This is a genomic window from Spirosoma endbachense (assembly GCF_010233585.1).
Taxonomy (GTDB): Bacteria; Bacteroidota; Bacteroidia; order Cytophagales; family Spirosomataceae; genus Spirosoma; species Spirosoma endbachense.
The window spans coordinates 2,445,577-2,469,644 of the sequence record NZ_CP045997.1 but is presented as its reverse complement, the minus strand read 5'-3'; the positions used below and the strand labels follow the sequence as shown (position 1 = coordinate 2,469,644).

General features: G+C 48.5%; 22 protein-coding genes. 8 read left to right on the top strand and 14 right to left on the bottom strand.

Annotated elements, in window-relative coordinates:
* Positions 1-193: 193 nt before the first annotated feature.
* The 6 genes from GJR95_RS09635 to rpmH all read right to left on the bottom strand — a co-directional run bounded on the left by GJR95_RS09635 (position 194) and on the right by rpmH (position 5,206).
* On the bottom strand, positions 194-970 hold the full coding sequence (locus GJR95_RS09635) for a type III pantothenate kinase (protein ID WP_162385665.1): 777 nt from the start codon (positions 968-970) through the stop codon (positions 194-196).
* A gap of 111 nt (positions 971-1,081) precedes the next feature.
* On the bottom strand, positions 1,082-1,771 hold the full coding sequence (gene tsaB / locus GJR95_RS09630) for a tRNA (adenosine(37)-N6)-threonylcarbamoyltransferase complex dimerization subunit type 1 TsaB (protein WP_162385664.1): 690 nt from the start codon (positions 1,769-1,771) through the stop codon (positions 1,082-1,084).
* An 88-nt stretch (positions 1,772-1,859) separates the two neighbouring features.
* Positions 1,860-3,515, bottom strand: a complete 1,656-nt coding sequence (locus tag GJR95_RS09625) for a S41 family peptidase (protein ID WP_162385663.1) — start codon at positions 3,513-3,515, stop codon at positions 1,860-1,862.
* A 25-nt stretch (positions 3,516-3,540) separates the two neighbouring features.
* On the bottom strand, positions 3,541-4,551 hold the full coding sequence (locus GJR95_RS09620; RefSeq protein ID WP_162385662.1) for a hypothetical protein: 1,011 nt from the start codon (positions 4,549-4,551) through the stop codon (positions 3,541-3,543).
* A 27-nt stretch (positions 4,552-4,578) separates the two neighbouring features.
* Positions 4,579-4,974 (bottom strand): ribonuclease P protein component, encoded by a 396-nt coding sequence (locus tag GJR95_RS09615; protein WP_162385661.1) that lies wholly within the window; start codon positions 4,972-4,974, stop codon positions 4,579-4,581.
* A 64-nt stretch (positions 4,975-5,038) separates the two neighbouring features.
* Complete coding sequence (gene rpmH / locus GJR95_RS09610) at positions 5,039-5,206, bottom strand: 50S ribosomal protein L34 (RefSeq protein WP_162385660.1); 168 nt, start codon at positions 5,204-5,206, stop codon at positions 5,039-5,041.
* Positions 5,207-5,447: 241 nt separating this feature from the next.
* On the opposite strand from rpmH, the gene GJR95_RS09605 reads away from it, so the two are divergent.
* Both GJR95_RS09605 and GJR95_RS09600 read left to right on the top strand, forming a co-directional pair.
* Entirely contained in the window at positions 5,448-7,010 is a 1,563-nt protein-coding gene (locus GJR95_RS09605; RefSeq protein ID WP_162385659.1) for a M61 family metallopeptidase, read from the top strand.
* Positions 7,011-7,056: 46 nt separating this feature from the next.
* Positions 7,057-8,586, top strand: a complete 1,530-nt coding sequence (locus tag GJR95_RS09600; protein WP_162385658.1) for an amidase — start codon at positions 7,057-7,059, stop codon at positions 8,584-8,586.
* A gap of 105 nt (positions 8,587-8,691) precedes the next feature.
* Here the strand turns inward: GJR95_RS09600 and GJR95_RS09595 are convergent, their stop codons facing one another.
* The 5 genes from GJR95_RS09595 to treF all read right to left on the bottom strand — a co-directional run bounded on the left by GJR95_RS09595 (position 8,692) and on the right by treF (position 13,244).
* Positions 8,692-8,832: a four helix bundle protein gene (locus GJR95_RS09595; protein ID WP_162385657.1), complete on the bottom strand. Its 141-nt coding sequence runs from the start codon at positions 8,830-8,832 to the stop codon at positions 8,692-8,694.
* 2 nt (positions 8,833-8,834) lie between these two features.
* Positions 8,835-10,025, bottom strand: a complete 1,191-nt coding sequence (locus GJR95_RS09590; protein ID WP_162385656.1) for an acyltransferase family protein — start codon at positions 10,023-10,025, stop codon at positions 8,835-8,837.
* Positions 10,026-10,147: 122 nt separating this feature from the next.
* On the bottom strand, positions 10,148-10,768 hold the full coding sequence (locus tag GJR95_RS09585; protein ID WP_162385655.1) for a hypothetical protein: 621 nt from the start codon (positions 10,766-10,768) through the stop codon (positions 10,148-10,150).
* 93 nt (positions 10,769-10,861) lie between these two features.
* Positions 10,862-11,614, bottom strand: coding sequence for a hypothetical protein (locus GJR95_RS09580; protein ID WP_162385654.1), 753 nt, complete (start codon positions 11,612-11,614; stop codon positions 10,862-10,864).
* Between the two features lie 97 nt (positions 11,615-11,711).
* Positions 11,712-13,244 (bottom strand): alpha,alpha-trehalase TreF, encoded by a 1,533-nt coding sequence (treF, locus tag GJR95_RS09575; RefSeq protein ID WP_162385653.1) that lies wholly within the window; start codon positions 13,242-13,244, stop codon positions 11,712-11,714.
* Positions 13,245-13,425: 181 nt separating this feature from the next.
* On the opposite strand from treF, the gene GJR95_RS09570 reads away from it, so the two are divergent.
* On the top strand, positions 13,426-14,694 hold the full coding sequence (locus GJR95_RS09570; RefSeq protein WP_162385652.1) for an MFS transporter: 1,269 nt from the start codon (positions 13,426-13,428) through the stop codon (positions 14,692-14,694).
* Positions 14,695-14,719: 25 nt separating this feature from the next.
* Here the strand turns inward: GJR95_RS09570 and GJR95_RS09565 are convergent, their stop codons facing one another.
* Positions 14,720-15,295: a GNAT family N-acetyltransferase gene (locus GJR95_RS09565; RefSeq protein WP_162385651.1), complete on the bottom strand. Its 576-nt coding sequence runs from the start codon at positions 15,293-15,295 to the stop codon at positions 14,720-14,722.
* A 184-nt stretch (positions 15,296-15,479) separates the two neighbouring features.
* Here GJR95_RS09565 and uvrB point away from each other — a divergent pair, with 184 nt between their 5' ends.
* Positions 15,480-17,501, top strand: coding sequence for an excinuclease ABC subunit UvrB (gene uvrB, locus GJR95_RS09560; protein ID WP_162385650.1), 2,022 nt, complete (start codon positions 15,480-15,482; stop codon positions 17,499-17,501).
* A 388-nt stretch (positions 17,502-17,889) separates the two neighbouring features.
* On the top strand, positions 17,890-19,620 hold the full coding sequence (locus GJR95_RS09555; RefSeq protein ID WP_162385649.1) for a S41 family peptidase: 1,731 nt from the start codon (positions 17,890-17,892) through the stop codon (positions 19,618-19,620).
* 65 nt (positions 19,621-19,685) lie between these two features.
* Here GJR95_RS09555 and GJR95_RS09550 read toward each other — a convergent pair whose 3' ends face one another.
* On the bottom strand, positions 19,686-20,132 hold the full coding sequence (locus tag GJR95_RS09550; RefSeq protein WP_162385648.1) for a hypothetical protein: 447 nt from the start codon (positions 20,130-20,132) through the stop codon (positions 19,686-19,688).
* Between the two features lie 134 nt (positions 20,133-20,266).
* On the opposite strand from GJR95_RS09550, the gene GJR95_RS09545 reads away from it, so the two are divergent.
* The gene (locus tag GJR95_RS09545; protein WP_162385647.1) at positions 20,267-20,839 is read left to right on the top strand and encodes a Crp/Fnr family transcriptional regulator; all 573 of its coding nucleotides are present in this window, start codon (positions 20,267-20,269) and stop codon (positions 20,837-20,839) included.
* Between the two features lie 72 nt (positions 20,840-20,911).
* Positions 20,912-21,667, top strand: a complete 756-nt coding sequence (locus GJR95_RS09540; RefSeq protein ID WP_198424824.1) for an SDR family oxidoreductase — start codon at positions 20,912-20,914, stop codon at positions 21,665-21,667.
* 77 nt (positions 21,668-21,744) lie between these two features.
* Here GJR95_RS09540 and ffh read toward each other — a convergent pair whose 3' ends face one another.
* Positions 21,745-23,064: a signal recognition particle protein gene (ffh, locus tag GJR95_RS09535; protein WP_162385646.1), complete on the bottom strand. Its 1,320-nt coding sequence runs from the start codon at positions 23,062-23,064 to the stop codon at positions 21,745-21,747.
* A gap of 376 nt (positions 23,065-23,440) precedes the next feature.
* Between ffh and GJR95_RS09530 the strand changes: the two genes are divergently transcribed.
* The gene (locus GJR95_RS09530) at positions 23,441-23,797 is read left to right on the top strand and encodes a hypothetical protein (protein ID WP_162385645.1); all 357 of its coding nucleotides are present in this window, start codon (positions 23,441-23,443) and stop codon (positions 23,795-23,797) included.
* Positions 23,798-24,068: the final 271 nt, after the last annotated feature.

Below are 24,068 nucleotides of genomic sequence, written 5' to 3'. Positions count from 1 at the left end.
ATTTCTAAAAACAACTTATTTTAGATGCAAACAGCTGGATATTAGAAGGAAATTTTGTTGTTTAACAAAGTTGTAGAATGGCGTGACGTACATAATTTTTTTTGATAATAACTGCCCGTAAGCAGATAAAGCCATGAATAACCCATTCCAGTGGTAAATGCCGCTGGTTGTATTCATTCCTTAAAATAGCTGCTTATTTGATTGAATCCGTCACTGTTTCGCCAATCAGGCGCACACCATCAAGGGTTAAAGAAGGAACAATATCGGCGAAGGCATCGCGTAATGACGGAATGCGGCCCGATAATCCGCCAGTGGCAACGGCCATACAGTCGCCATTAAGCTCGGCCCGAATGCGTTCAAGTAACGAGCGAACAAGGCCTTCGTAACCCAGTACGACACCCGCCTGGATGGCATGTGTGGTGCTGGTGCCAAGTGCCGATGATGGCACTTCGATTGGGACTTCCGGTAGCTGGGCCGTATTGGCAAATAAGGACCGGATGGCGGTTTTAAGCCCCGGAGCAATGGCCACACCAATGATCTTTCCCTCACCTGAAACAGTCGTGAAAGTCAGTGCCGTGCCGAAATCTACCACAACACAGTTTTGGTGATAGCGCATATAGGCAGCCAAGGCATTGGCTACTAAATCGGCTCCTATTTCGTGGGGCCTCAAAATCTCAAGAGGTAGTAGGGGATATATACCCGGACCAACCACAATGGGCTCTAACCCAAACAATTCGGCCAACATAGTCCTGATTGTTGGTGTTAAATCGGGAACTACACTACTAAGAACGGTGGTCTGAATAGAACTTAGCAATACATTGGCTTCCAGCAGCCATAAGCGTAGCCGTGCCTCATAGGAAGCCGCTGATTCATCGCGTCGGGCGGGAGTTCGCCAGATGTTTTGCCAGCCAGTCTGATTGTAAAGTCCGAAAACAGCGTCGGTATTGCCAACATCAACGATAATCTGCACGAGAGCGGAATGGGGACGGTTGCCGGGGCGAAATAAGGAGAAAAACGTCAGATTCCCACAAAATTGACTTCAATCATGAATTAACTTCAGGTTATCTAACGAATACCTGGTTTAAAGAATGGCCTTTTTCGGCTTATTTGTCATAAAATCTTTCAAATAAAAAGGTTCGAAAGTGACAACATCCTCGAACTTCCCGGTCTCGAAGGCAACCGTAGCTAGTTTGCCGATTGTCCGGGCGGAAGGAATAATTAGCTGCTCCGGGAAAATGGCGGTAGGAGTATGACCAAGTATTGCCCGGCATTTTTCGGCTCCATCGCCAAAAAACACAACCGTATTTTTTGCCAGCCAGTTGCTGAATGACTGTTCATCGATGATCTGTGCCGAAGTCGGGCTTATCTCCTGACCAGAGGCCTCAAACAACGCACAGTAAACCTCCATCCGACGAGCATCGATCATGGGGCAGAGGAGGTAATTCGCCGGATAATGTGCCCGAACCTGTTCAGCCATGCCAGCCAGCGTGTTAATGGCCAGGAGCGGTTTGTCCAGCGCAAAGCAAAGTCCCTTGGCGGTTGAAACACCAATGCGCAAGCCAGTATAGGACCCAGGCCCTTTAGCAACCGCAATAGCGTCTAGTTGGCTTAGCGTAAAACCGCTGTGTTGTACGACATTGTCAATCAGTGTCGTGAGCATAGCGGCCGATGTACGTTCCGTAAAAAGCTCGTAACAGCCTACTAGCGTACCATCCTTGTGCAACGCTACCGAACAGGCCGCCGTAGACGTATCAAGAGAGAGAATAAGCATAGCAAAGAATAATGAAGCGTGTAACGTGAAGATTAATACCAGTCAGGCTTTTGGTCTTCGCGTTACACGCTTCATTATGGATGAATTATTATTTGGCTCCTTTTAGTGTCGATGTATACCGACCCATGTCTTTAAAGAGATCGAGCGCTGCTTTTAGTTCGGGGTCGGTAGCAAAGGATGCTTCTTTAAGACCTTTCTGAAGGTAGTAATGCCCCGCAATTTCCTGCTCCAGTAAGGTCTGGACTTCGGTTTTGAAGGTCATCATATCGGCGTCTTTGCTGTGCGAAACTTTTGTTTTCAGGGCTTTTAGCTGATCCTGAATCTGATCGAAGTATTTTTCTTTCTTGGCCGATGCCTCCAGCGTACCTAAATCTTTTTCAACCTGCGTCGTATAATCGTACTCTTGATTGCTGGCCCATTTGACAAAGTCCTGGTATTCAGCATCGGTCAGGTGAAATTCGCGGGCGGGTTTAATGGTCGGATGCTCATGACGGTATTTTACGGCATAATCGAAAATCAACCCCTTGTTCGTCAGGCTCAGCGCAATTGGCGTTGGTGTCTGGGCTTCGATCACGACATCGGGTAAAACGCCACCACCGTCGTATACAACGCGTCCGGCTTTGGTTTTGAAGGCCGTTTTGAGCGAATCAGGTATTTTGCCAACGCTGCCGTCAGGATTGCGGTGACTGTAATCGATGGCCTGAATGCAGCGTCCGCTCGGGATGTAATACTTGGCTGTTGTAATCTTAAGTTTCGTGTTGAACGAAAGCTCACGAGTGGTTTGCACCAGGCCTTTGCCATACGTACGCTGACCGATCAGGACGCCCCGGTCGTAGTCCTGAATGACGCCCGATACAATCTCGGCCGCTGATGCGCTATGGCTGTTTGTAAGCACAACGATTGGAATTTCGAGATCTAAAGGCGGATTTAGAGCCGTGTAGGTCTTGTTCCATTCCGTTACTTTTCCTTTGGTTGTAACAACTTCCGAGTCTTTCGGAATAAAAATATTGCAGATGTCGATGGCCATGTTCAGCAACCCACCCGGATTTTCACGAACATCGAGAACGAGCTTTTTCATTCCCTTTCCCTTCAATTCCTGAAAAGCAGTACGGACTTCACGCGAAGCCGTTGCCGTAAAATCCTTGAGATCAATATAGCCAACATCCTCGGAGATCATGCCGTAGTAAGGCACGTTGGTCATTTTCACAACGTCGCGGCTAACGGTCAGGTCAAGCGGACCTTTTTGTCCGTAGCGCTGAACTGTCAGTTTAACGTTCGTATTTGTCTGGCCTTTCAGGAGCTTACCTGTATCGGTATCTTTGCGGGTTTTTATGTCCACACCATCGATCTTCAGAATCTCATCACCGATTTGTAGCCCTGATTTTTCGGCCGGAGTTCCTTCATAAACCATGAGCACAATACTCTTATTCTGCCGCTGGCCAATCAAAGCACCAATACCATTATAACGACCCGTAGTCATGGTCATGTAGTCCTCGATTTCGTCTTCGGCAAAGAAGTTTGTATACGGATCGAGCGCCTTCAGCATAGCGTCGATGCTGGTTTTGACCATTCGGTTCGGGTTTATCTCATCAACATAATACATGTTCAGTTCTTTGAACAGGGTAGCGTATATGTCGAGGTTGCGCGCGATCTCGAAGAAACGGTCGTCGGTTTTCATCGCAACCAGCGATAAACTTCCGGCCAGCGCACCAGCCAGGGCAAGGGATTTCCACTGTTTTTTCATAACCATCGGGCATTAGGAAGCCAGTTCAGGCCGTCAATTCGTGAATAAATTTCTCTTTGTCATCAATAAATAAGGCAATTCGACTTACGGATCGTTGAATGCCCATCGGTCCTCTCATCGGTACGGGTTCCTGTACGGTAATAAGCACATTCGGAACCGTAAGGAACGCGCCATTCATGGTGTTGGCGTTGCGCTCCGGTTTATTATTTATCGCCCTTATCCGTTCAACGTTTTGGCGATCAATTACACCGTATCCCCGAAGGCCAAATCGAAGCACGATTCGGTTAGCTTGTACCAACACTGGCCGTTTGATGGTTGCCATCAGATCGGCCACGAAAAATAAAAGACCATAAAAACCTGCTACCGTTGCAAACCAGGCTATTGTTGGATTCCATCGATTTACCAGCAGATGTACGACCAGCGTTTCGATTAAACCGATCAGAACAAGCCCGACCGTTAACGCAGCCTGACCCGATTTCTGATGCGATGTGAAGGCCACATCAGATTCCGCTTTTTCAACAGGAACCAGCCAACCAGCCAGGCCATAGCGTAGCAATGACAGTTCGCTTACCAAAATACGATTAAATCGGGAATGCCCCAGCGTTACATCGAGACTTTTAAGGAGATTCGTGGTAAAATCGACAGTCTTTGTAGTCAACTGCCTGTAATGCCGGATAATCTGATCGATACGAATAAGGGTGTAACCCAGAAACCCAACCTCAAGAATCACGAGTGTCCAGCGCAATGATCCGACCAATTGCTGGTGATTTGTGGGAAGGATAAAGGCCGTCAGGGTTAGCGATAGGCCAACAATACCGAGCAGACTGCGAACCGGAATCGTTAATCGGCGTATGATCAGGAAGTAGTAAAGTGCCGGAATGCCCACAGCCATATCGACAATAACTCCCATTGCTATCCAGTCGGACCGTTGGCCAAATGCAGTCGATTGCGCAATAGTTATCTCCAGGCCAATCACTGCTAGAGCCAGCCCAACGAATAAAACAATCCAGCGGAGTTTGGAAAGGGGGAAGTTCATGGGTGGCTGCCAGGCGAACCGTTCGGGTTACATTTTCTTAAAAGCCAATTTCATGCCTTTTTCTATTTCTTCAAACGAAATTATCTGCTTAGCCGTATACAAAAAAGCAATGGAAGCAGGTGAAGGTTGATCGGCCTTAAAAAGATGCTTGTTTAGCCGGTAAGCCTCGCGAACGCGCCGACGGATGAGGTTGCGGTCAACGGCGCGTTTAAAGGTTCGTTTGGGAACCGTGATGACGATGGCTGGCAAGGCGGGCTCATCGATTAACGGGGCTTCGGGTTGGGGCAGATAAAGAACCCGAAACGGAAAAAGGTAGAACGTCCGTACAGTCTGACTTGACCCGGTCGTACTACCCTTTTTAAATAACTCACCCAGAACTTTTTTGCTGCAAAGCCGCTCCGATTTGGTAAAGGTTTGCTGCATAGTTCAGTTTGTAGTTTTCAGTCTACAGCCATTTATGCATCAGCTGGCTGTAGATTGAAGACTATTAAATTTTAAAGCGTTCGCCTTTTTTCTCGTCAGAAACGGTTAGTTTGTGACGACCTTTTGCCCGGCGGGCGGCCAACACCTTACGGCCATTGGCGGTTGACATCCGCTCGCGGAAGCCATGCTTGTTTTTCCGCTTCCGGTTCGATGGTTGGTACGTTCTTTTCATGATATATCTTCCCTAAAACCCTTGTTTTCCAAATGAGTCCGCAAAGATAGGAGAATAGAGGCAGTTTACCAAGCCTGTTTTTTGAAAAACGTTTTAACTTTAAGCGAGTTACTGATTAGGGAAGTGGTTAATTGGGTAATTGTGGTAAATTGGTTATCAGGATAAGGTACAATTGCCATTTATCATACTTATCCAGGCCGCCATTTACGACTGACCTAAACGACCAACTACACACTCGCCAATGCATTATCGCCTGTCTGCTGATCCTGTTATACCCCATTACATCGCCGTTGAAGCCCATCTGACGCACAGTCAAAATCAGTCGGAAATTGAGTTGCAACTGCCTGCCTGGCGACCCGGACGATATGAATTGCAGCATTTTGCCAAAAATATTCAGCGTTTCGAGATTGTCGATCAAAACGGACAACCGTTGCCATTTCGGAAAATCACGAAGGATCGATGGCTTGTTGAAACCAGGGGAGCTACCGAACTGATAGCCCGGTATAATTATTATTCGCTACTGCCAACGCCTAATCTGCTAAATGCTGGTAGTAGTTTTATCAGCGATACACTGCTCTATGTTAATCCGGTAAATCTTTGTCTGTATGCCGAAGGCTGGATCAACGAGCCGTGTACACTCGAACTAGCTATTCCAGACGGCTGGATGGTGGCTTGTGGATTAGAACAGGTAAATGCAAAAACATTACAGGCGTCTGATTTCTACGAACTGGTCGATTGCCCGCTGATCGCTGCACCCGTCATACAGCATGTGCAATACCAGGTGAAAGGCATTTCGTTTCATGTCTGGATTCAGGGTGGTCGTCGAACAGATGGCGATCCAACGTTCAATGCCGATCGGATCGTGGCTGATTTTAGCCGTTTTTCGGAGAAGCAGCTAGCGCTTTATGGTGAATTCCCCGAACGTGATTACCATTTTCTGACGCTTGTTTTACCGACACCGTACTATCACGGCGTCGAACATCGGAACTCGACCGTGCTCGTGCTCGGCCCTAACGACGAAGGCGAAGGATTGTATCAGGACCTGCTGGGCGTGTCGTCGCACGAATTGTTTCATGCCTGGAATATCATTCGGATTCGCCCGATTGAACTGTTCCCGTATGATTTCACGAAGGAAAATTACTTTCAGACCTGCTTTGTGGCTGAAGGTGTGACTACCTACTATGGTGATTTAATGCTGCGCCAGTCCGGAGTTTTTGATGATGAAGCGTACTTAAAAGAGCTACAGGTGTTGTTCAAACGACACTTTGAAAACAATGGCCGGGCCTTTCAGTCGCTGGTCGAGTCATCGTGGGATCTGTGGCTGGACGGTTACGATAAAGGGGTGCCTGACCGCAAGGTCTCGGTGTATCATAAAGGAGCTATTTCGGCCTTAATCCTGGATTTACACATTCGGAAAGTGACCGACCACGCTCGTTCGCTGGATGATGTGATGCGAATCATGTGGCAACGTTTTGGAAAACCATTTATCGGCTATACACTGGATGACTACCGCGCTGTTACCGAGTCGGTAGCGGGCGAATCGCTGGACTGGTATTACGACTTATGTATTTTTGGAAACCAGCCACTCGAATCGAAACTCAATGAATATCTGCACTGGGTTGGGCTAGCCATAACCTATGAAGAACCTGGCCCTGATTCAGTTGGCGGTATCCGTCTTTTGGAACTGGATGATTGGGCGGCTGGCCAGCAACGGGCGCGCTGGTGTGGCGGATTGCTTACTGAACTGCCGCATGAGGGACTGATTCCCAAAGAAAAGTTAGGTAAAAATGTTGTGGCTAAGTAGCCCATTGTCAAAGAGCAAAACCACCTACTTGTTTCCTGAACCTGACATGCAAACCTCATCAACTCCTGTTCTTGCGTTTGACGAGTACGTTAAATACGATGCAACTGCCCTTGCCGAACTCGTCCGGTCTGGCGAAGTGACGCCCGCTGAACTGCTCGAAACGGCTATTGCGCGTGCCGAAGAGGTTAATCCGCAACTTAACGCTATTGTCACTCCTTTATACGAGAAAGGGCGCGAAATGGCAGCGCAGTTGCCTGAATCGGGACCATTTCGGGGAGTTCCATTTTTGCTGAAAGATCTGGAGTTCGATTGGGCCGGAACGCCTATGAAGCTGGGGTCCAGAGGCTACCAGAATTTTGTGTCTACAATTGATAGTGAAGTTGTCCGGCGGCTAAAAGAAGCTGGTTTAGTCTTGTTCGGTAAAACCAATACACCCGAATTTGGCCTGACACCCTACACCGAATCGAAACTGTATGGCCCGGCCCGAAATCCGTGGAAACCAACGCACTCGCCGGGGGGGTCGAGTGGTGGTTCGGCAGTGGCCGTAGCCGCTGGCATTGTACCGGCGGCTACGGCTTCCGATGGGGGCGGGTCAATTCGGATTCCAGCTTCATGTTGTGGTTTGTTCGGCCTGAAACCTTCGCGGGGGCGTGTCACACTGGGGCCGCGCTTTGGAGAACTATGGAATGGTGCAGTAATTGGGCATTCAGTAACGCGCAGCGTTCGGGATAGTGCCGGATTACTGGACGTTGTGGCTGGCGGACCTGCGTATCGACCATTTTCTGGCGATCCGTATGGCATTGCTCCACCCGAGCGGCCTTTCCTGGAAGAAGTAGGGCGCGAACCGGGGCCGCTTAGAATTGCCTTCTCGACGCAAACCCTGATTGCGTCGCAGCCAGTTGACCCCGAATGTGTAAAAGCCGTTCAGGAAGCAGCCCGATTATTGGAAAGCCTGGGCCATACAGTTGAAGAAGTGCCTTTGCCCTACGAAAAAACAATTATAACGGAGGCATTTTTTGCGAACATACTGAGCGAAACCGCTGCTACGCTGCGCGAGTTAGGAAACTACCTTGGCCGCCCGGTTCGACGCGATGATGTTGAGTTGAATACGTGGGCGCAGCATCGGCTGGCGGAAGGGTTCTCGGCAGCCGATGCTGCTTACCAGAAACGACGCTGGAATACCCTCAATCGCAGTATGGGGCAATTACACGAAACCTATGATCTATTCCTGACACCGACTTTGCCGCGACCGCCCATTGCGATCGGTACCTTTCAGAATACCGCATCAGAGCAACGGGTACTCAAGCTGGCCGATTCGCTGGGTGCATTGAAATACCTGAAGGGCAGCAAAATGGTTGAGGAACTGGCCGAGCGATCGTTAGGCTACATTTCGTTCACGGTTATAACAAACATGACAGGCCAGCCGTCGATGTCAGTACCACTGCACTGGTCGCCCGATGGGTTGCCAATCGGGGTCATGTTTGCCGCCAAACTTGGTGACGAAGCTACTTTATTTCGATTAGCCGGTCAATTGGAGCAAACCCGGCCGTGGTTTATGAAACGACCGGGAAAGTAATAGGCCGTCTTCAGTTGGCATCTGAAATAATAGTGTGCTCATTCTCTTTTATTTAGCTGCATGCCAGTGATTACAAACCTATAAGGTTTTTGAAGCCTTATAGGTTTAAACTAGGTATTGCCGTTTTCGATAACATTTACCTAATGCTAAACAGACAGAGACAGCTTTCGAGCTTCGTATGAGCTGGTCTATTAACGAATAACGCTCTGCTTTAGGAAAGGATTTTGTTACCTGAAAGATAGGCATGGCTATCTACTGCCAACCGCCAACTGCTCACGCTTAACCGGCATATCGCCGGGAGCAAAACGGTCTTTCAGTTTCAGGAACTGCTTTTCGAAGTATTCATACGAGAGCCAGGCCAACAGTGTTGTTAGAGCATAACTGGTTATGTAGAGAATAATCGAAAAGCCAAGGCTATACGGCAGAAACTGGCGAATAATATACAGGCACAGAACAATCGCAATGGGGTGGTACATGTATAATCCGTACGAAATCTTGCCCATGAAATTGCACAACGGGTTTTCCAGATTGATCACGGAGTTCGGATTAGCCGCCAGGTTCATCAGTAAAAAAGCGAAGAACAGCGCGTAACCTTCATAATTCAGCCCCGGAATCCGAACGCCCATTGCGAGCATCGTTGCCAATACGGCATAAACCACCCATTGGACAGGTTTGCTATAAAGGACGTTGAGAATAGGATGCTTTTTGAAAACCAGATAAGCCCCAATGCCACCAATGGCCATTGTACCGATGCGGAAGTGAGCCAGAAAATCGGATACCATAAGCATCGTTGTACCCGCTTCCGGAGCCGTTGAGCCGGGGCCGTAGCGCAGCCAGAAGAAGGAACCAGCCAAAACCAGCGCAATACTGGCCAGAATCAGTAGCGTTCGGCGCGGGTGAAGACTGCCAATCAACCACGGCCAGATAAGGTAAAATTGTTCCTCGACACCAATTGACCACGTGTGCGAACACAAAGGCATTTCGTGATAGAGTGTCAGGGCAATATTGGGCATGACGATCCCGAAAAAGGCCAGCTTTGGCCAGAAATGATCGTAGGCATAGTCGGATACGCCGGGAATATGAAAGGCCGGAATATGCGGAAATACAAAAAAACTTAGCCCGATTATCCAGAAGTAGAGCGGCCATATCCGCAAAATGCGTCGGACGTAGAAATTGCCGATATGAATGCGGCCCGACGACTGCTTCTCCGCCAAAAGCAGATAGGTGATCAGAAACCCACTCAACACGAAGAATAAAGCAACGCCCAATCGACCCGCCTGATAAACAACCGGGTGCTCGTTGGTATTGGTAAATGTATCGGTATAGCCGAAGATCGTTTTAAACTGCTCGATGTGGTGAAACACCACCGATGAGGCTGCAAGAAAACGAACTCCGTTAAATCCGGGGAAATAGACGGCGGAAGGATTGGTAGCCGACATAGTGACTAATTCGGTTCAGCCGTAAAAATAAGCAAAAAGTAGCCTTGCTCCATCAATCATACTGTGAAGAAAAGCCCACCTGTTGGGTAGAATTGAGTAACTGGTTCAGAAATACAACTCGATTAGGACGAAGAACTCCGGCTCCGACCACCGAAAAAGCCACTGCGTCCACCCGATGGGCGTGTGGTACGTACAACGCGGGAAGTGCGGACGTTCTCCCGAAGTTGCTGCGACCGGTCGTATGTGCCAGGATTTGCATAAATACCTGACCCATATCGACGTTCATCGGCCCGGTACTGCGGAGCTGTAGAACGACCAAGCATGTAGCCAAGGCTACCCCAGAGTAAAGCGTTGGCTAATCCATTGTGGTGATAGGCCCCATAAGACCCTGGATTGTGCAGATACGTGCGAGTCGATTGATCAGTTTCGACCAGTTTTTTGGCCGCTTCGACACTCAGCGTGTCGCGGTGACCATCAAAATAGCTCACAACGGCTCCGGCCTGACCGGGCTCGGCCTGAACTTCGTCGGTGATTTTAAAATTGCCGGGAGCTGTTTCTGTAATGTATGTTCGAACACCACGCCGGAAGCTGGTTTCGGTTTGTTCGGTTTCATCCTCGTCGGACCGGTTATTGCCGCAGCTTTGCAATAAAGCCGCACCGTTGAGCAAAGCCAGACTAAGCGTGGCACTAAGGGTAATATCTTTAACGCGCCGAAGAACGGCATGTTTGCGGAGCGGTGTCATAGCATAAGACGTTTATGGCTGCTAAACTACCGCACCACTCACTGGGTTGCAAGAAGATACGGATAAACCGTTGTGGGTCTCAACTAACGGTCGTCAGAACGGACGATGACTGTTGCCAAATAACAGCACTACGCCAGCCGAGGCACTAACTACACCAACAGTACGATCGGTGCTATAATGCGAACTTTCTGACTGACCATTGGTGCTCCTGGCCTTCGAGATCAGGTTATCAAATGTAAAGAGGGCCTGCGTATAATCACCATTGAGTTTCAGCGAGAAACTCCGGCCTAATCTGTAATTGAGGCTTAAGCCACCACCAAAGGCAGTTGCCATGCTTTCAGAACCTGTGGTTTGCACCGACATATCAACGTTCCCAAAGTTACCGACAATCGACGTACTGGGTAGAACAGCTCGGGCGCGCCCAGCTAGTACCCGTGCATCGACAGAAAACCGCCCAAATGGAATGTTGATATAAGGGCCACCCATCACCGTTGTTACGGACCAATTATCGGCTTTAGCCGTCCACACGTCGTTTTCGCTGCGGTAAACGGTCGCTAGCAGCGCATCGGTTTGTAATGCATTCCGATGCTGTTCTCCTTTTATCATTAAGCCAACACGACCAATAAAGCGGTAACCTGCCGAGATGTTTACAGCTAAACCATGTCCGGCCATACTCGCCTGATTATCACCGGGCGAACAACTACCGAACTGGCCCATAGGCAGGCTTGCTCCGGCGGATATGGCAAAGAATCCTTTTTTATCCTGATGCGATAAGATAAACGTCTTTTGACAAAACGAAACGGTGGTCATACCAGCCGCTAAAACGGTCAAGCAGAGCTTTTTCATGGCGTAATGGGCTATAAATGAATTTGGTACATGCCTTCTGTAGGCTGATGCTTACAAATTCAATGCCATGTTTACGCTTTTAGAATATACCGATCAATTAAATCGTATTGACGTCTCTTGAAAGCCTTAGATACACGCCATTGGTCCAGCCAAAGCCATCCTGGTTTGGGTATTCGCCCCCGCCCGTGGTTATGGCGGCATCGACCACGTTGTATTTTTCCATCATCTTGCCCGTTGCCTTAAATACTTTATCGTTCAGGGCCAGCCATCGATCGCGTCCTTCCTGAGCGGTCTCTACAAAACCATAATTTTGTAAGCCGCGATAAACGATCCATTGCAAGGGAGCCCAGCCATTGGGCCAATCCCATTGCTGACCGGTATGATTGAGCGTTGTTACCCAGCCACCTGCCTGCAGAAAATCGGCTTTGAGTCGGTCATGAACTCGGCTGGCCTGCTCAGGAGTAGCGAGTTTAAAGAAAAGCGGGAAAACCCCGGCCAGTGTTAGGGCGGCTGTTTGTTGACTGGTAACGGCGTCATAATCATGGAAGAAGCCAGTTTCTTCATTCCAGAATGTGCTCAGGATGGCTTTCTTGCGGTCGGTAATCCGAGGGTCAAAATCGTCATAGGCTAGTTTCCAGGAGCCCATCTGTAGGGCAGAATCGTGCAGCATCACTTCAAGCCAATACAGCAGGCAATTCAGGTCGACCGGAATCACGTCGGCGGTATGGATCAGGGCCATTGTTTTCTGGTCGGAGAACCATCGGCTGCTGAAATCCCAACCCGATTCGCAGGCTGCCCGGATGTGATTATAGAGCGCTTCCGGAATGACTCCTAGCTCATTGGCTTCTTCGGTCAGTTCAATTTCCTGCCGATATGCTTCAGGGCGCGGAGTGGGCGTATCATCCCAGTAACGGTTTAGATAGGTATAGTCGCCCATTTTAACCAGCCGCTGATGGATGGTATCATCACCGGGAAACTCCCACTGGCCTGCCATCCAGAAATCATATTCCCGCTGCAACTGCGGTTGATATTTTACCAGAACCTCTTTCCCGTCAATTTCGGCCAGTAAATGCACCATCAGGGCGAAATAGGGTGGCTGCGACCTGCTTAAAAAATAGGTTCGGTTTCCATTGGGTATAAAGCCAAATGTATCGATCAGGTAAGCGAAATTATCAATCATATCCCGAATCAGGTCGACCCTTCCTGATTCCTGCAGGCCCAACATGGTGAAGTAGCTATCCCAGTAGAAAATCTCCCGGAATCGACCACCCGGCACAACGTAGGGATGAGGCAAGGCTACCCGTGAGCTTCCTTCGATAGCTTCATCTGTCGGGCGCGTGAGCCTATCCCACAGGCGATTGATGTGTTCTGCCGTCGGGATAGTCGTATCACTGACGTAATCACTGGCTATTTTTTCTGGTACGACAAAATTCGTTCGCACAAACGTTTCCAGATCGAAATAGGTCTTCGTTTTTTCGATATGATATAACGCAATGAGCGACGCAGGAGGGAATTTGGGAATACAATCGACGAATGTTTTGGAGTCAGCAAAAATATGACTTAGCTGTACGTCGCGGAATAAATCACCGAAAAGCTGATCGGGCGACAGGAGATGCGGTTGATTTGCCAAAGTAGGAACACGATTTTCGGTGAAACAAGTAAGTAACGGTGGTTTGTCACAATCCAGAACAGTTGCTCATAACCGTACTACGGCTTTAAGCAACTGTTCTGAACAAAAGAAATAGTATAACTGTGACAAGAAAAGAAAATCCGTAAGTTTATCCTTTCTGAACTGGCAACCACCGTTTCTTATGAACTATTGGCGCATCAAATTGTCCCTGCTGCTTAACTATTTTGTTTTTGCAATCCTGCTAAACAGCGTTGGAACCGTTATCCTGCAAGTACAGAACAATTATGGTGTATCGGCTTCCTCGGCTAGCGTGCTCGAAGCCTTCAAGGATCTTACGATTGCTTTTGTCTCCTTTATCATTGCTTCATACAGCACCCGCATTGGCTACAAACGGGCTATGCTGATCGCGTTGGGAGTGGTGACACTCGCGTGCCTGCTGATGCCACAAGTGCCTGGTTTCTGGACAACCAAACTGCTTTTTGCCGCTACAGGAGCCAGTTTCGCCCTCATTAAAGTGTCGATCTTTGCCACAATTGGCCTCATTACAAAGGATTCGAATGAACACGCCAGTTTCATGAATTTCCTTGAATCGTTCTTTATGATTGGCGTTTTGTCGGGATACTTTATGTTCAGCGCGTTCGTCGACGATACAAACCCGCAATCAACTGCCTGGCTAACGGTTTATTACATGCTTGCGGTTATCTCGCTGATTGCTTTTTTGTTGTTGCTCAGCACTCCGGTTGACGAATCGAGTGTTCGTCATGAGGCTACTAAATCGCTGGCCGACGACCTGGGCGACATGTTTAAACTCGCCATCACACCGGTCGTGCTGGTGTTTGTCATGACTGCCTTCATTTACGTGCTGATGGAGCAGGGAATCATGAGCTGGCTACCCACTTTTAACAGCAAAATTCTGAACCTCCCTACTTCACTCAGCATCCAGATGGCGAGCATTCTGGCGGCATCGACGGCGGCCGGGCGGTTTCTGGCGGGATTACTGCTGCGTCGACTGTCGTGGTATTGGCTGTTGATTGGTTGCCTGGTTGTGGCTGCGGGTTTGGTGTTGCTGGCTTTGCCGCTGGCGAGTTCAGTTGGCGACAAGGTGGTGATGGGCTGGGGCGAAGCACCCCTGGCTGCGTTCATCTTTCCAATGATCGGTTTACTCATTGCTCCTATTTATCCGGCTATAAACTCGGCTATTCTAAGCAGCCTGCCTTTGCGCCAGCATGGTCCTATGGCCGGTCTGATCGTCATTTTCTCGGCACTTGGCGGAACAACCGGGTCCATCATAACGGGCCATGTATTTGAGGCTTATGGCGGACAGACGGCTTTCTATTTCTCGCTCGTTCCCATCGGATTGTTATTGGTATTGTTGACCATCTTCCGCCAGATGCAGGCCAGGGCTGGTGTAGCTGATAAGCTTGTCGATGTATCATCCGGTGGTCACTAGCGGTTAACCAGACAAAGAACATGGGCTATTCCAGTGTAAGGCACATGTCGTAATTTGGACCATTGTGTTCAAAGGTCGCCATCTCAACGAAGCCATATTTCCGATAGTATCGAACAGCACGACCATTTCCTGCCTGAACTCCGCCCCAAAGTATAATTCGTTTTTTCTCCATCGTTCGTGTAATAGCGATAATTTTCTCTATAAGGTGTCCACCCAACCCCTGACTCTGATAGGCATCGGCGATTGAAGGGGCCAGCGAACAGTCTGTCGCAGGGTTTATGTCAATACCTAAACTATTGTATCGGTCTGTATCTGAAGATATAGTTCCCGCCTGCAAGAGTACATAGGCGATAATGGCTTGGTTGGCGGTTGAGGTGGCAATTAGCCGGACGCATTCGTTCGGATTCAACGTAGCGCAGATGGTATTGACGGTTGCTGAATCGAAAGGGTGAGGAGCAAAGTAGCCTTTAGTCGAAGCAGATAAGCTGTTGAAATACGCAATAAGCTTCGGGGCATCGGCCGCTTCCAGTAAACGAACGACAATGCGTTCATGCTCGGGGAGGTGTATCGTTTGAGGAGCAAATGGGTTTGGAGAAGACATGGTATTCATAGATTGAACAAGTTCCTTGTATCGATAGTATTGTCTAGGATGGGTCTGTAAAAATGCAATCACGCAACGAAAAGCAAGTTGGATTGAGCCGCAACGTGAGAAGAGAATGATGTTTAATTCCTCCTTGCAATCCCGTCCAAATCTTCGTAAATTAGCCAGATTACTATCAACGCTAATGAGCTTTAAATTAACCTCAGAATTTCAGCCTACCGGCGATCAGCCGAAGGCAATCGAACAACTGGTCAAAGGTATAAATGAAGGGGAACCATCGCAGGTATTACTCGGTGTAACCGGAAGTGGAAAGACTTTCACTGTCGCTAACCTCATCGCCCAAACCGACCGGCCAACATTGGTGCTGAGTCATAATAAAACGCTGGCAGCACAGCTATACGGCGAGTTCAAGCAGTTTTTTCCCGACAATGCCGTCGAGTATTTTATCAGCTATTACGACTACTACCAGCCGGAAGCGTTTATTGCCACAACCAACACCTACATCGAGAAAGATCTTGCTATTAATGAAGAGATCGATAAGCTACGGCTGTCAGCTACGTCGGCGCTGATGAGCGGTCGGCGCGACGTGATTGTCGTCGCATCGGTATCGTGCATTTATGGTATGGGCAATCCCGAAGAGTTTAAGCGGAACGTTGTGCGCATTGGCGTTGGCGAGCAGATGAGCCGTAACCAGTTTCTGCATCAACTGGTTGGGATTCTGTACAGCCGAACCGAAGGTGATTTTCAACGGGGAAACTTTCGCGTCAAAGGCGATACCGTTGACCTCTACGTTGCTTATGCCGACTTTGCGTATCGGGTTATTTTCTTCGGTGATGAGATCGAAACCATACAGCGAATAGACCCTTCGACGGGCAAGAAAATCTCGGAAGAACGGCTGGTCACTATCTTTCCAGCTAACCTCTTTGTAACGGGTCGGGATACGCTCAATAACGCTATGTACGAAATTCAGGATGATCTGGTAGCGCAAATCCGCTACTTTGAGTCGGAGTTTCGGGAACAGGAAGCGACTCGTATTCGCGAGCGTACGGAGTTCGATCTGGAAATGATGCGCGAACTGGGCTATTGCTCGGGTATCGAAAACTATTCCCGTTATTTCGATCGTCGCCAGCCAGGGCAACGACCGTTCTGCCTGCTTGATTACTTTCCGGACGACTTTCTGATGGTTGTCGATGAAAGTCACGTTACAATTCCGCAGATTCGGGCTATGTGGGGTGGTGACCGCTCCCGTAAAACGGCCCTTGTCGACTACGGATTCCGGTTGCCCTCGGCTATGGATAACCGACCGCTCACCTTTCAGGAGTTTGAAGATCTGACGGGGCAGACGATTTATGTATCAGCTACTCCATCCGATTACGAACTGCGTAAGAGCGAAGGTGTTGTTGTTGAGCAGCTTATTCGGCCAACCGGTCTGCTTGATCCCGAAATTGAAGTACGACCGAGCCTGAACCAGATCGACGATTTGCTCGAATCCATCGATGGCCGTATCAAAAACAAGGAGCGGGTATTGGTAACAACCTTAACCAAGCGTATGGCTGAGGAACTGACCAAATACCTCGACCGGGTCGGCATTAAAACGCGCTACATTCACTCCGAAGTGAAAACCCTCGATCGGGTTGAAATTCTGCGTGATCTGCGACTCGGAAACTTTGATGTACTGGTGGGGGTCAACCTCTTGCGGGAAGGACTTGATTTACCGGAAGTGTCGTTGGTGGCCATCATGGATGCTGACAAGGAAGGCTTCCTGCGCGATATACGATCGCTGATCCAGACCATCGGTCGTGCGGCCCGGAACTCCAACGGTAAGGTAATTATGTATGCCGATCGGATTACGGGGTCCATGCAAAAGGCCATCGAGGAAACCGATCGACGCCGGGCTATTCAGATGGAGTATAATACCGACAATAATATTACGCCAACAACAGTGCTTAAATCCCGTGAGTCTATTATGGGACAGACCAAAGTTGCCGACTCGAAGGTCAAGCATTTCTATGTGGAACCCGAAGAAATCCGGATTGCAGCCGACCCTGTGGTGCGTTACATGGGCAAAGGCGATCTGGAAAAAGTCATTAACGAAACCCAGTCCAAAATGGAGCGTGCCGCCAAAGATCTAGACTTCCTGGAGGCTGCCCGCCTACGCGACGAGCTGTTTCAGTTACGCGATCGACTGAAGAAGGAAACAGCTTAGTCGTTTACATAACTGGCAATGTGAAACAAACTATAGTAGTGCAAAGGATACAGGCTTTTAATCGTCAGCCTTGATGCGTTAAAATCATAGATTCTTTGTGCTACTGTTGTTAACCCAATGGCGCATCGTTAGTGAAAGTTTGCTTTAAACAGGGCTTGCCAGAACAGGGCAGTCCGCCAATGCATCATCATTAAACCCATTCCGTAGATGGTTTTTAAGCAGCTGTGAATTGGTCGATTGCGCCTGTTTTGTTCGTTAATTCGTACAGAAATCAACAGTTTTTTAACGTTGGGTATTTTTTTATACCATATAAGCGCATCTGGCAAACATTTCGCTATATTGAATACGTTTAGGGGTATATACTATGTGTTAAGAAGGGGACGAACGAATGGAGTCAGGAGAGAGCTTCAATAAAGATACGGCGGGGCAAAAGCCGACCCGTTCAGAGATTCAAAATAGTAAGGCAACGGTCCGTCTACCCATGCTGTTGGGTATTACCCTGGCTGGGGGAATGCTCATCGGAGCCACGTTTTTTGGTGGTTCGAAGAGTCTGAATACCATTGGGCGAGGCTATACCAAATACCGGGAAATTCTTCAACTGATCGAGAACAACTATGTCGATACGGTTAATACCGATGAACTGGTCGATTTCTCCATTGAGAAGATGCTCGAAAAGCTCGATCCGCACACGGCCTACATGAACCCGCAAGACGCGGTTGCGGCCCGGTCGCAACTGGAAGGCGGTTTCGATGGCATAGGGGTCGAGTTCAATATTTTCAAGGACACGGTCTATGTTGTAACCCCGCTGGCCGGTGGACCATCAGAAACGGCCGGAATTCTGAGTGGCGATAAGATCATTAAAGTGGATGATACGCCACTGGCCGGGAAGAAGATCGAAAACAGTGCCGTATTTAAAGCATTGCGTGGAAAACGAGGCACCGATGTCAAATTAACCATTCTGCGCAAAAATGATAAAGAGCCTAAGGTCTTTACCATTACCCGCGATCGGATTCCAACGTACTCGGTCGATGCCGCCTATATGATCGACAATAAAACCGGCTACATTAAGGTCAATCGGTTTTCCGAAACAACATACGATGAGTTCAAAACAGCATTAACAGCGCTGAAGGCTCAGGGAATGTCACAATTGCTGATGGATCTTCGTAATAATCCGGGCGGTTATATGGACCGTGCAACCAGCATTGCTGATGAGTTTATTGCGGGTAACAAATTGCTGGTCTATACGGATGGGAAAGACAATCGTTACGACCGCCAGACATTTGCCCGGATTGCCGGACAGTTTGAAGAAGGACCCATGATTGTGCTGGTTGACGAAGGCAGCGCATCGGCGTCTGAAATTGTGGCGGGGGCCTTGCAGGATCATGACCGGGCGCTGATTGCCGGTCGACGGTCGTTCGGTAAAGGATTGGTTCAGATGCCCGTTACATTGTCTGATGGCTCCGAACTGCGGTTAACGATCTCGCGCTATTACACACCCAGTGGCCGTAGCATCCAGAAGCCCTACGTGCCGGGTCACGAAGGTGACTACGAGAAAGATCTCGAACAGCGGTCAAAGCGGGGCGAATACTACATTGCCGACTCAATCAAGAACGACCCAAAACTGAAGTTCAAAACCGATGGCGGACGGGTTGTTTATGGGGGTGGCGGCATTACGCCCGATTATTTCATTCCGCGGGATTCAACCTGGCAGACAAGCTATCTGGTGCAGTTGTATAGCAAAAACATCATCCGTGAGTTCGCAATGGAGTACACGAATGAGAACCGGAAGAAGTTAGAAAAGCTGCCATTTACGGAGTTCGATCGGACTGTTATGATCAATGATGAGCAGATGAACAAACTCATTAAAGATGCAACAGACGAAGGGGTGAAGTTTAACGAGAAAGAATATAATCGCTCGAAAAACTATATTCGGACGCAGATTAAAGCACTCGTTGCCCGCACAATCTATCAGAAAAACAACAAGGGCGGGCAAAACAATGAGTTCTTCCGCGTTATCGGCGAATCGGACGATACCTACCAGAAAGCGCTGAAACTTTTCGACAGAGCCGATAAGCTCGAACACGGCATGTTTACCTACAACGCGCCGGAGAAAAAATAAAAGAGGGTTAGCAGTCTGCAGTAGGCAGTTTTCAGCTACAGGGTTTACTGTAGACTGCTAACTGCCTACTGTTTCTGTTTTTTAGCAAACTGGTAAGCCAGCCCCAGATAGGTTTGCATAATACCATATTTGAAGTCTTTGCGCGAATAAGGAGCAAGCTCAAAAGCAGCCCGTAGATTCGGGACAAACGGAATTTTGGCCCGAACGCCAAAGTGTAATGAATAGCCTTCCAGAACGTCGCGACTATCGAGCCCGTTCAGGAAGTTGGCCCGAATGCCGAATCCCACATAGTAATTCACCTGCTCGCGTCGGGCAACGTTTACCATCGGGCAGAGCGTAGTGCTCAGCGACTCAAATGCCGTGTTGGTCTGAAACCGGGCATCGAGCCAGAAAGGGCGGTCGGCGTTGGTACTCACCGACACAATGGAATTAAAGGGGTAGTAGGCTACAGAAGCCTGACCAAAAGCAGCAGCAGTAACGCTAAGCAAAAGCGCGGTCAATACGTGTTTCATGGCCGCAAAACAACAACTTTCTGTTTAGAAACAAAGGTAACCGTCTGTAAAACGACTGATTGGCTTCGATGTGTGGGGCTTCCCGAACACATCCTGCGTTAGGGTAGGATCATGTCAGGTGTTATTTTTACGCCATGTTTGAGCCTTTTTTTCGATATCTGAGCCTTTTCAAAAGCATCCCGCAGGATGATCGTAAGCTGATCGAATCGGCCCTGACTTATCATGCCCTGTCCGAAAATGAGTACCTGCTTAAAGAGGGTTCCGTTAGTTATAGGCTGTATTTCATTTGCCAGGGCATTGTGCGGATTGTAGCTCAGAACGAACAGGGAAAAGAGGTGACCCACTTCTTTCTGAAAGAGAATCAACTGGTTACCATTCTGGAAAGTTTCACGAACGATACACCTGCCAAAGAGAGTATCCAGGCTGCCTGTGATGCAGAAGTGATAGCCATCCCTAAAAGCAGTCTGCTGGCCTTATACGAGAAGATACCTTATCTGAAAGAACTAATCAGTTATCTCACTCAGCAGACTCTTTTGACGAAAATTCAGACCCGTAATGCCTACCTGGGTCAGGATGCTACGGCGCGCTATCAACAGTTTTTGCTCCGGCAACCCGAAATTGCCATGCGGGTTTCGCTACAGGACATTGCCTCCTATCTGGGCATTACGCAGCAATCGCTGAGTCGAATTCGTAAAAATAGCCGCTAGGGCTTTTTACCATTTGTTAAGTGGTTCCCGTTTTGCACTTCCGAATTTTGCCTTCGTTTAACTGCATTAATAATGAATACGAAGGAAAATACCGTAATGAGCAGCCGGTCAGGCCTGGCTGGTAAACGCATACTTTTGCTGGGAGGGTCATCAGGAATCGGGTTTGCAACAGCTCAGGCGGCCGCCCAAGAAGACGCTTTAATTATTGTTGTCTCTAGTAACAGACAGCGGGTCGATCAGGCTGTTGCCGAACTTCCGGAAGGCACCGAAGGGTATGCCGTTGATTTAACCAATGAGGACCAGGTGCGCGGATTCTTCGACTCGGTCGGTTCGTTTGATCACCTGGTCTTTACAGCCGGTGAATCCCTTCAGCTTGGCGATCTGGCATCGACGAGCCTCGATAGTGCCCAACAGTATTTCAATCTGCGCTATTGGGGCGCTTTCATGGCGGCTAAATATGCGGCTCCGCACATTCTGCCAGGCGGGTCTATGGTTTTTACAACGGGTATAGTAAGCTTAAGGCCACAAAAAGGGTGGTCGTTAGGTGCCAGTATCTGCGGTGCTATGGACGCATTTACGCGGGCGATGGCTATGGAACTCGCCCCGATTCGGGTAAACGCCGTATGCCCTGGCGTCGTCAAAACAGATCTCTGGAAGAATATGTCGGAAACCGATCGTGCCACGATGTATGATCAAATTGGCCAATCGCTGCCGGTAGGTCGAATTGGTGAAGCAACCGATATTGCTCAAACCTACCTTTACCTGATGAAGCAGGAATGGAGTACCGGGCAGGTACTGGTAGTTGACGGAGGGGCAGTTCTGGTTTAAATTAATGAGTGAAAGAGCGAATGAGTGAAAGACTAGTAGGATAATCTTTCACTCATTCACCCTTTCACTCATTAAATCTATCGCATCATTTTATTGAGCTTGCCCGATGCCTGCATGGTATTCATTTTCTTCATCATCTTGCGCATTTCATCGAACTGCTTCAGTAGATTGTTCACCTGCTGAATATTCGTGCCGCTGCCTGCCGCAATGCGCTTCTTCCGGCTTCCATCAATAATGTCGGGCCGTTGGCGTTCTTTGGGCGTCATGGAGCTAATGATGGCCTCAATGGGTTTGAATGAATCGTTATCAATGTCCAGATCCTTGATCATTTTACCCATTCCCGGAATCATACCGAGCAGATCTTTGACGTTACCCATCTTTTTGATCTGCTGTAGCTGGCTCAGGAAATCGTCGAAATCGAACTGATTTTTTCGCATCTTGGCGTTGATGCGTTTCGATTCTTCTTCGTCAAATGCCTGTTGTGCACGCTCCACCAGCGATATCACGTCGCCCATACCCAGAATCCGGCTTGCCATCCGGTCAGGGTAAAACACGTCGAGGGCTTCCATTTTCTCGCCCGTGCTAATAAATTTAATCGGCTTATTAACAACCGTTTTGATCGAAAGCGCTGCTCCGCCCCGGGCGTCACCGTCGAGTTTGGTAAGCACGACACCGTCGAAGTCAAGCCGTTCGTTGAAGGTTTTGGCCGTGTTGACCGCATCCTGACCCGTCATCGAATCGACAACGAATAAGGTTTCAGTAGGAGTGATGGCCCGTTTAACGGCCTCAATTTCCTTCATCATGACCTCATCCACAGCCAGACGCCCGGCCGTATCGACGATCACGATTTTTTTGCCAGTCTTACGAGCCTGGGTAATCGCATTTTGGGCAATCTGAACGGCGTTTTTATTTTCTGGCTCTGAATAGACCTCAACGCCGACCTGCTCGCCAAGCACTTTCAGCTGATCGATAGCCGCCGGGCGATAAATGTCGGCCGCAACCAGGAGCACAGTTCGCCCCTGTCTTTTCAGGTACGACGCCAGTTTGCCGGAAAAGGTTGTTTTACCAGAGCCTTGTAAGCCCGCAATGAGTATGACCGCCGGATCACCTTTGACATTGATGCCCTGCGCTTCGCCACCCATCAGTTCAGTCAGCTCTTCCTGAACGATCTTGACGAACAGTTGGCCCGGCTCGACCGATATCAGCACTTTGCGGTCGATCGCTTTGTCGCGGATACGGTCTGTAATGTCTTTCGCAACCTTATAGTTTACGTCTGCGTCGGTAAGCGCCCTACGCACTTCTTTAATGGTTGCGGCAACGTTAATTTCGGTGATGCGGCCCTGCCCTTTCAGGGTCTTGATAGCCTTATTAAGTTTATCCTGAAGATTCTCGAACATAGTCTATTACAAACGATAGCACAAAGATAACAGTTTCCTTCGGGCATTGATTGCTGTAGAGACGTATCGGCTCTACAACGAATTACATTTTTAGTGCTAAGTATCCTGCGTTTGTCTGTCCCTTTGACACAAAATGTAGTTGAAAACGTACTTCACATTCAGCGTACCGAAAAATCTGTTCTTTCTAACCTTTTAGGAACAATATAATATTTGGCATTATAGTTGATAGGATGAAAACATAGCGAGTTTATTTAATACTATTTAAATCCAAAAATATGGGGTGATTGTACTAATCTAGTTGTTATATTTGTAACAGTGCGTCATGCGTGCATAGGTTGCTGATACGACACCGGAGTAACTTTTACTAAACAACCTCATGAGAACTAATTTAATCAGAAAAGTAACCGGCTGTGTAGCCATTACAGTGTTAGTTACGAGCCCATTAGTAACGTCTTTTGCTGGTTCGGCTCCCTCGCAGGGAGGACTGATAGCGAGCGCGAAGGCTACTACCGAAACAGCACCTTTTCGCGATAAGGCTGAGTCAGAAAAAATGACCAAGGCACCTGTTTTGATACGCAAGGCTCCGACTAAAACGGAAACGACGCCGACAACTACCGCTACTACGAACCCTAAAGAGCAGAAAACGCACGACAAAAAGACGATCAGCCGGTGCTGGAAACGGTTGATGACGATGGTCCGTGAGGTGAGCCACGCTCATCAGACAAAGAAGTAAAAAGCCCTTATACCCATATCAAAAATGCCCCCAAGCTCCTGATAAGCTTGGGGGCATTTTTGGTTTATTCGATTGGTTATCTACCTTGCTTTTAATCAATATATTATACTATACGAAGATAGTATTGGCTGAAAATAATTTCCCTTATAAGGAAAATCAACTAAGTAGAATAAGTTTGTTTTAATGTTATGTAGGTACATTTAACTCTGTAGTAACATAGGTGCCCCTAATTTTGCGCCACTAAAGAGATTATAATGGCTGTCTCTGACAG

Coding starts and splice junctions, on each gene's coding strand:
- GJR95_RS09590 (WP_162385656.1), bottom strand. CDS start 10,025: ATGTCGGCTACCAATCCTTCCGCCGTCTATTTCCCCGGATTTAACGGA.
- uvrB (WP_162385650.1), top strand. CDS start 15,480: ATGAGCTTTAAATTAACCTCAGAATTTCAGCCTACCGGCGATCAGCCG.
- ffh (WP_162385646.1), bottom strand. CDS start 23,064: ATGTTCGAGAATCTTCAGGATAAACTTAATAAGGCTATCAAGACCCTG.
- GJR95_RS09580 (WP_162385654.1), bottom strand. CDS start 11,614: ATGAAAAAGCTCTGCTTGACCGTTTTAGCGGCTGGTATGACCACCGTT.
- GJR95_RS09555 (WP_162385649.1), top strand. CDS start 17,890: ATGGAGTCAGGAGAGAGCTTCAATAAAGATACGGCGGGGCAAAAGCCG.
- rpmH (WP_162385660.1), bottom strand. CDS start 5,206: ATGAAAAGAACGTACCAACCATCGAACCGGAAGCGGAAAAACAAGCAT.
- GJR95_RS09585 (WP_162385655.1), bottom strand. CDS start 10,768: ATGACACCGCTCCGCAAACATGCCGTTCTTCGGCGCGTTAAAGATATT.
- GJR95_RS09530 (WP_162385645.1), top strand. CDS start 23,441: ATGAGAACTAATTTAATCAGAAAAGTAACCGGCTGTGTAGCCATTACA.
- GJR95_RS09550 (WP_162385648.1), bottom strand. CDS start 20,132: ATGAAACACGTATTGACCGCGCTTTTGCTTAGCGTTACTGCTGCTGCT.
- GJR95_RS09605 (WP_162385659.1), top strand. CDS start 5,448: ATGCATTATCGCCTGTCTGCTGATCCTGTTATACCCCATTACATCGCC.
- GJR95_RS09545 (WP_162385647.1), top strand. CDS start 20,267: ATGTTTGAGCCTTTTTTTCGATATCTGAGCCTTTTCAAAAGCATCCCG.
- GJR95_RS09625 (WP_162385663.1), bottom strand. CDS start 3,515: ATGAAAAAACAGTGGAAATCCCTTGCCCTGGCTGGTGCGCTGGCCGGA.
- GJR95_RS09540 (WP_198424824.1), top strand. CDS start 20,912: ATGAATACGAAGGAAAATACCGTAATGAGCAGCCGGTCAGGCCTGGCT.
- tsaB (WP_162385664.1), bottom strand. CDS start 1,771: ATGCTTATTCTCTCTCTTGATACGTCTACGGCGGCCTGTTCGGTAGCG.
- GJR95_RS09595 (WP_162385657.1), bottom strand. CDS start 8,832: ATGCCTATCTTTCAGGTAACAAAATCCTTTCCTAAAGCAGAGCGTTAT.
- GJR95_RS09615 (WP_162385661.1), bottom strand. CDS start 4,974: ATGCAGCAAACCTTTACCAAATCGGAGCGGCTTTGCAGCAAAAAAGTT.
- GJR95_RS09620 (WP_162385662.1), bottom strand. CDS start 4,551: ATGAACTTCCCCCTTTCCAAACTCCGCTGGATTGTTTTATTCGTTGGG.
- GJR95_RS09600 (WP_162385658.1), top strand. CDS start 7,057: ATGCAAACCTCATCAACTCCTGTTCTTGCGTTTGACGAGTACGTTAAA.
- GJR95_RS09570 (WP_162385652.1), top strand. CDS start 13,426: ATGAACTATTGGCGCATCAAATTGTCCCTGCTGCTTAACTATTTTGTT.
- GJR95_RS09565 (WP_162385651.1), bottom strand. CDS start 15,295: ATGTCTTCTCCAAACCCATTTGCTCCTCAAACGATACACCTCCCCGAG.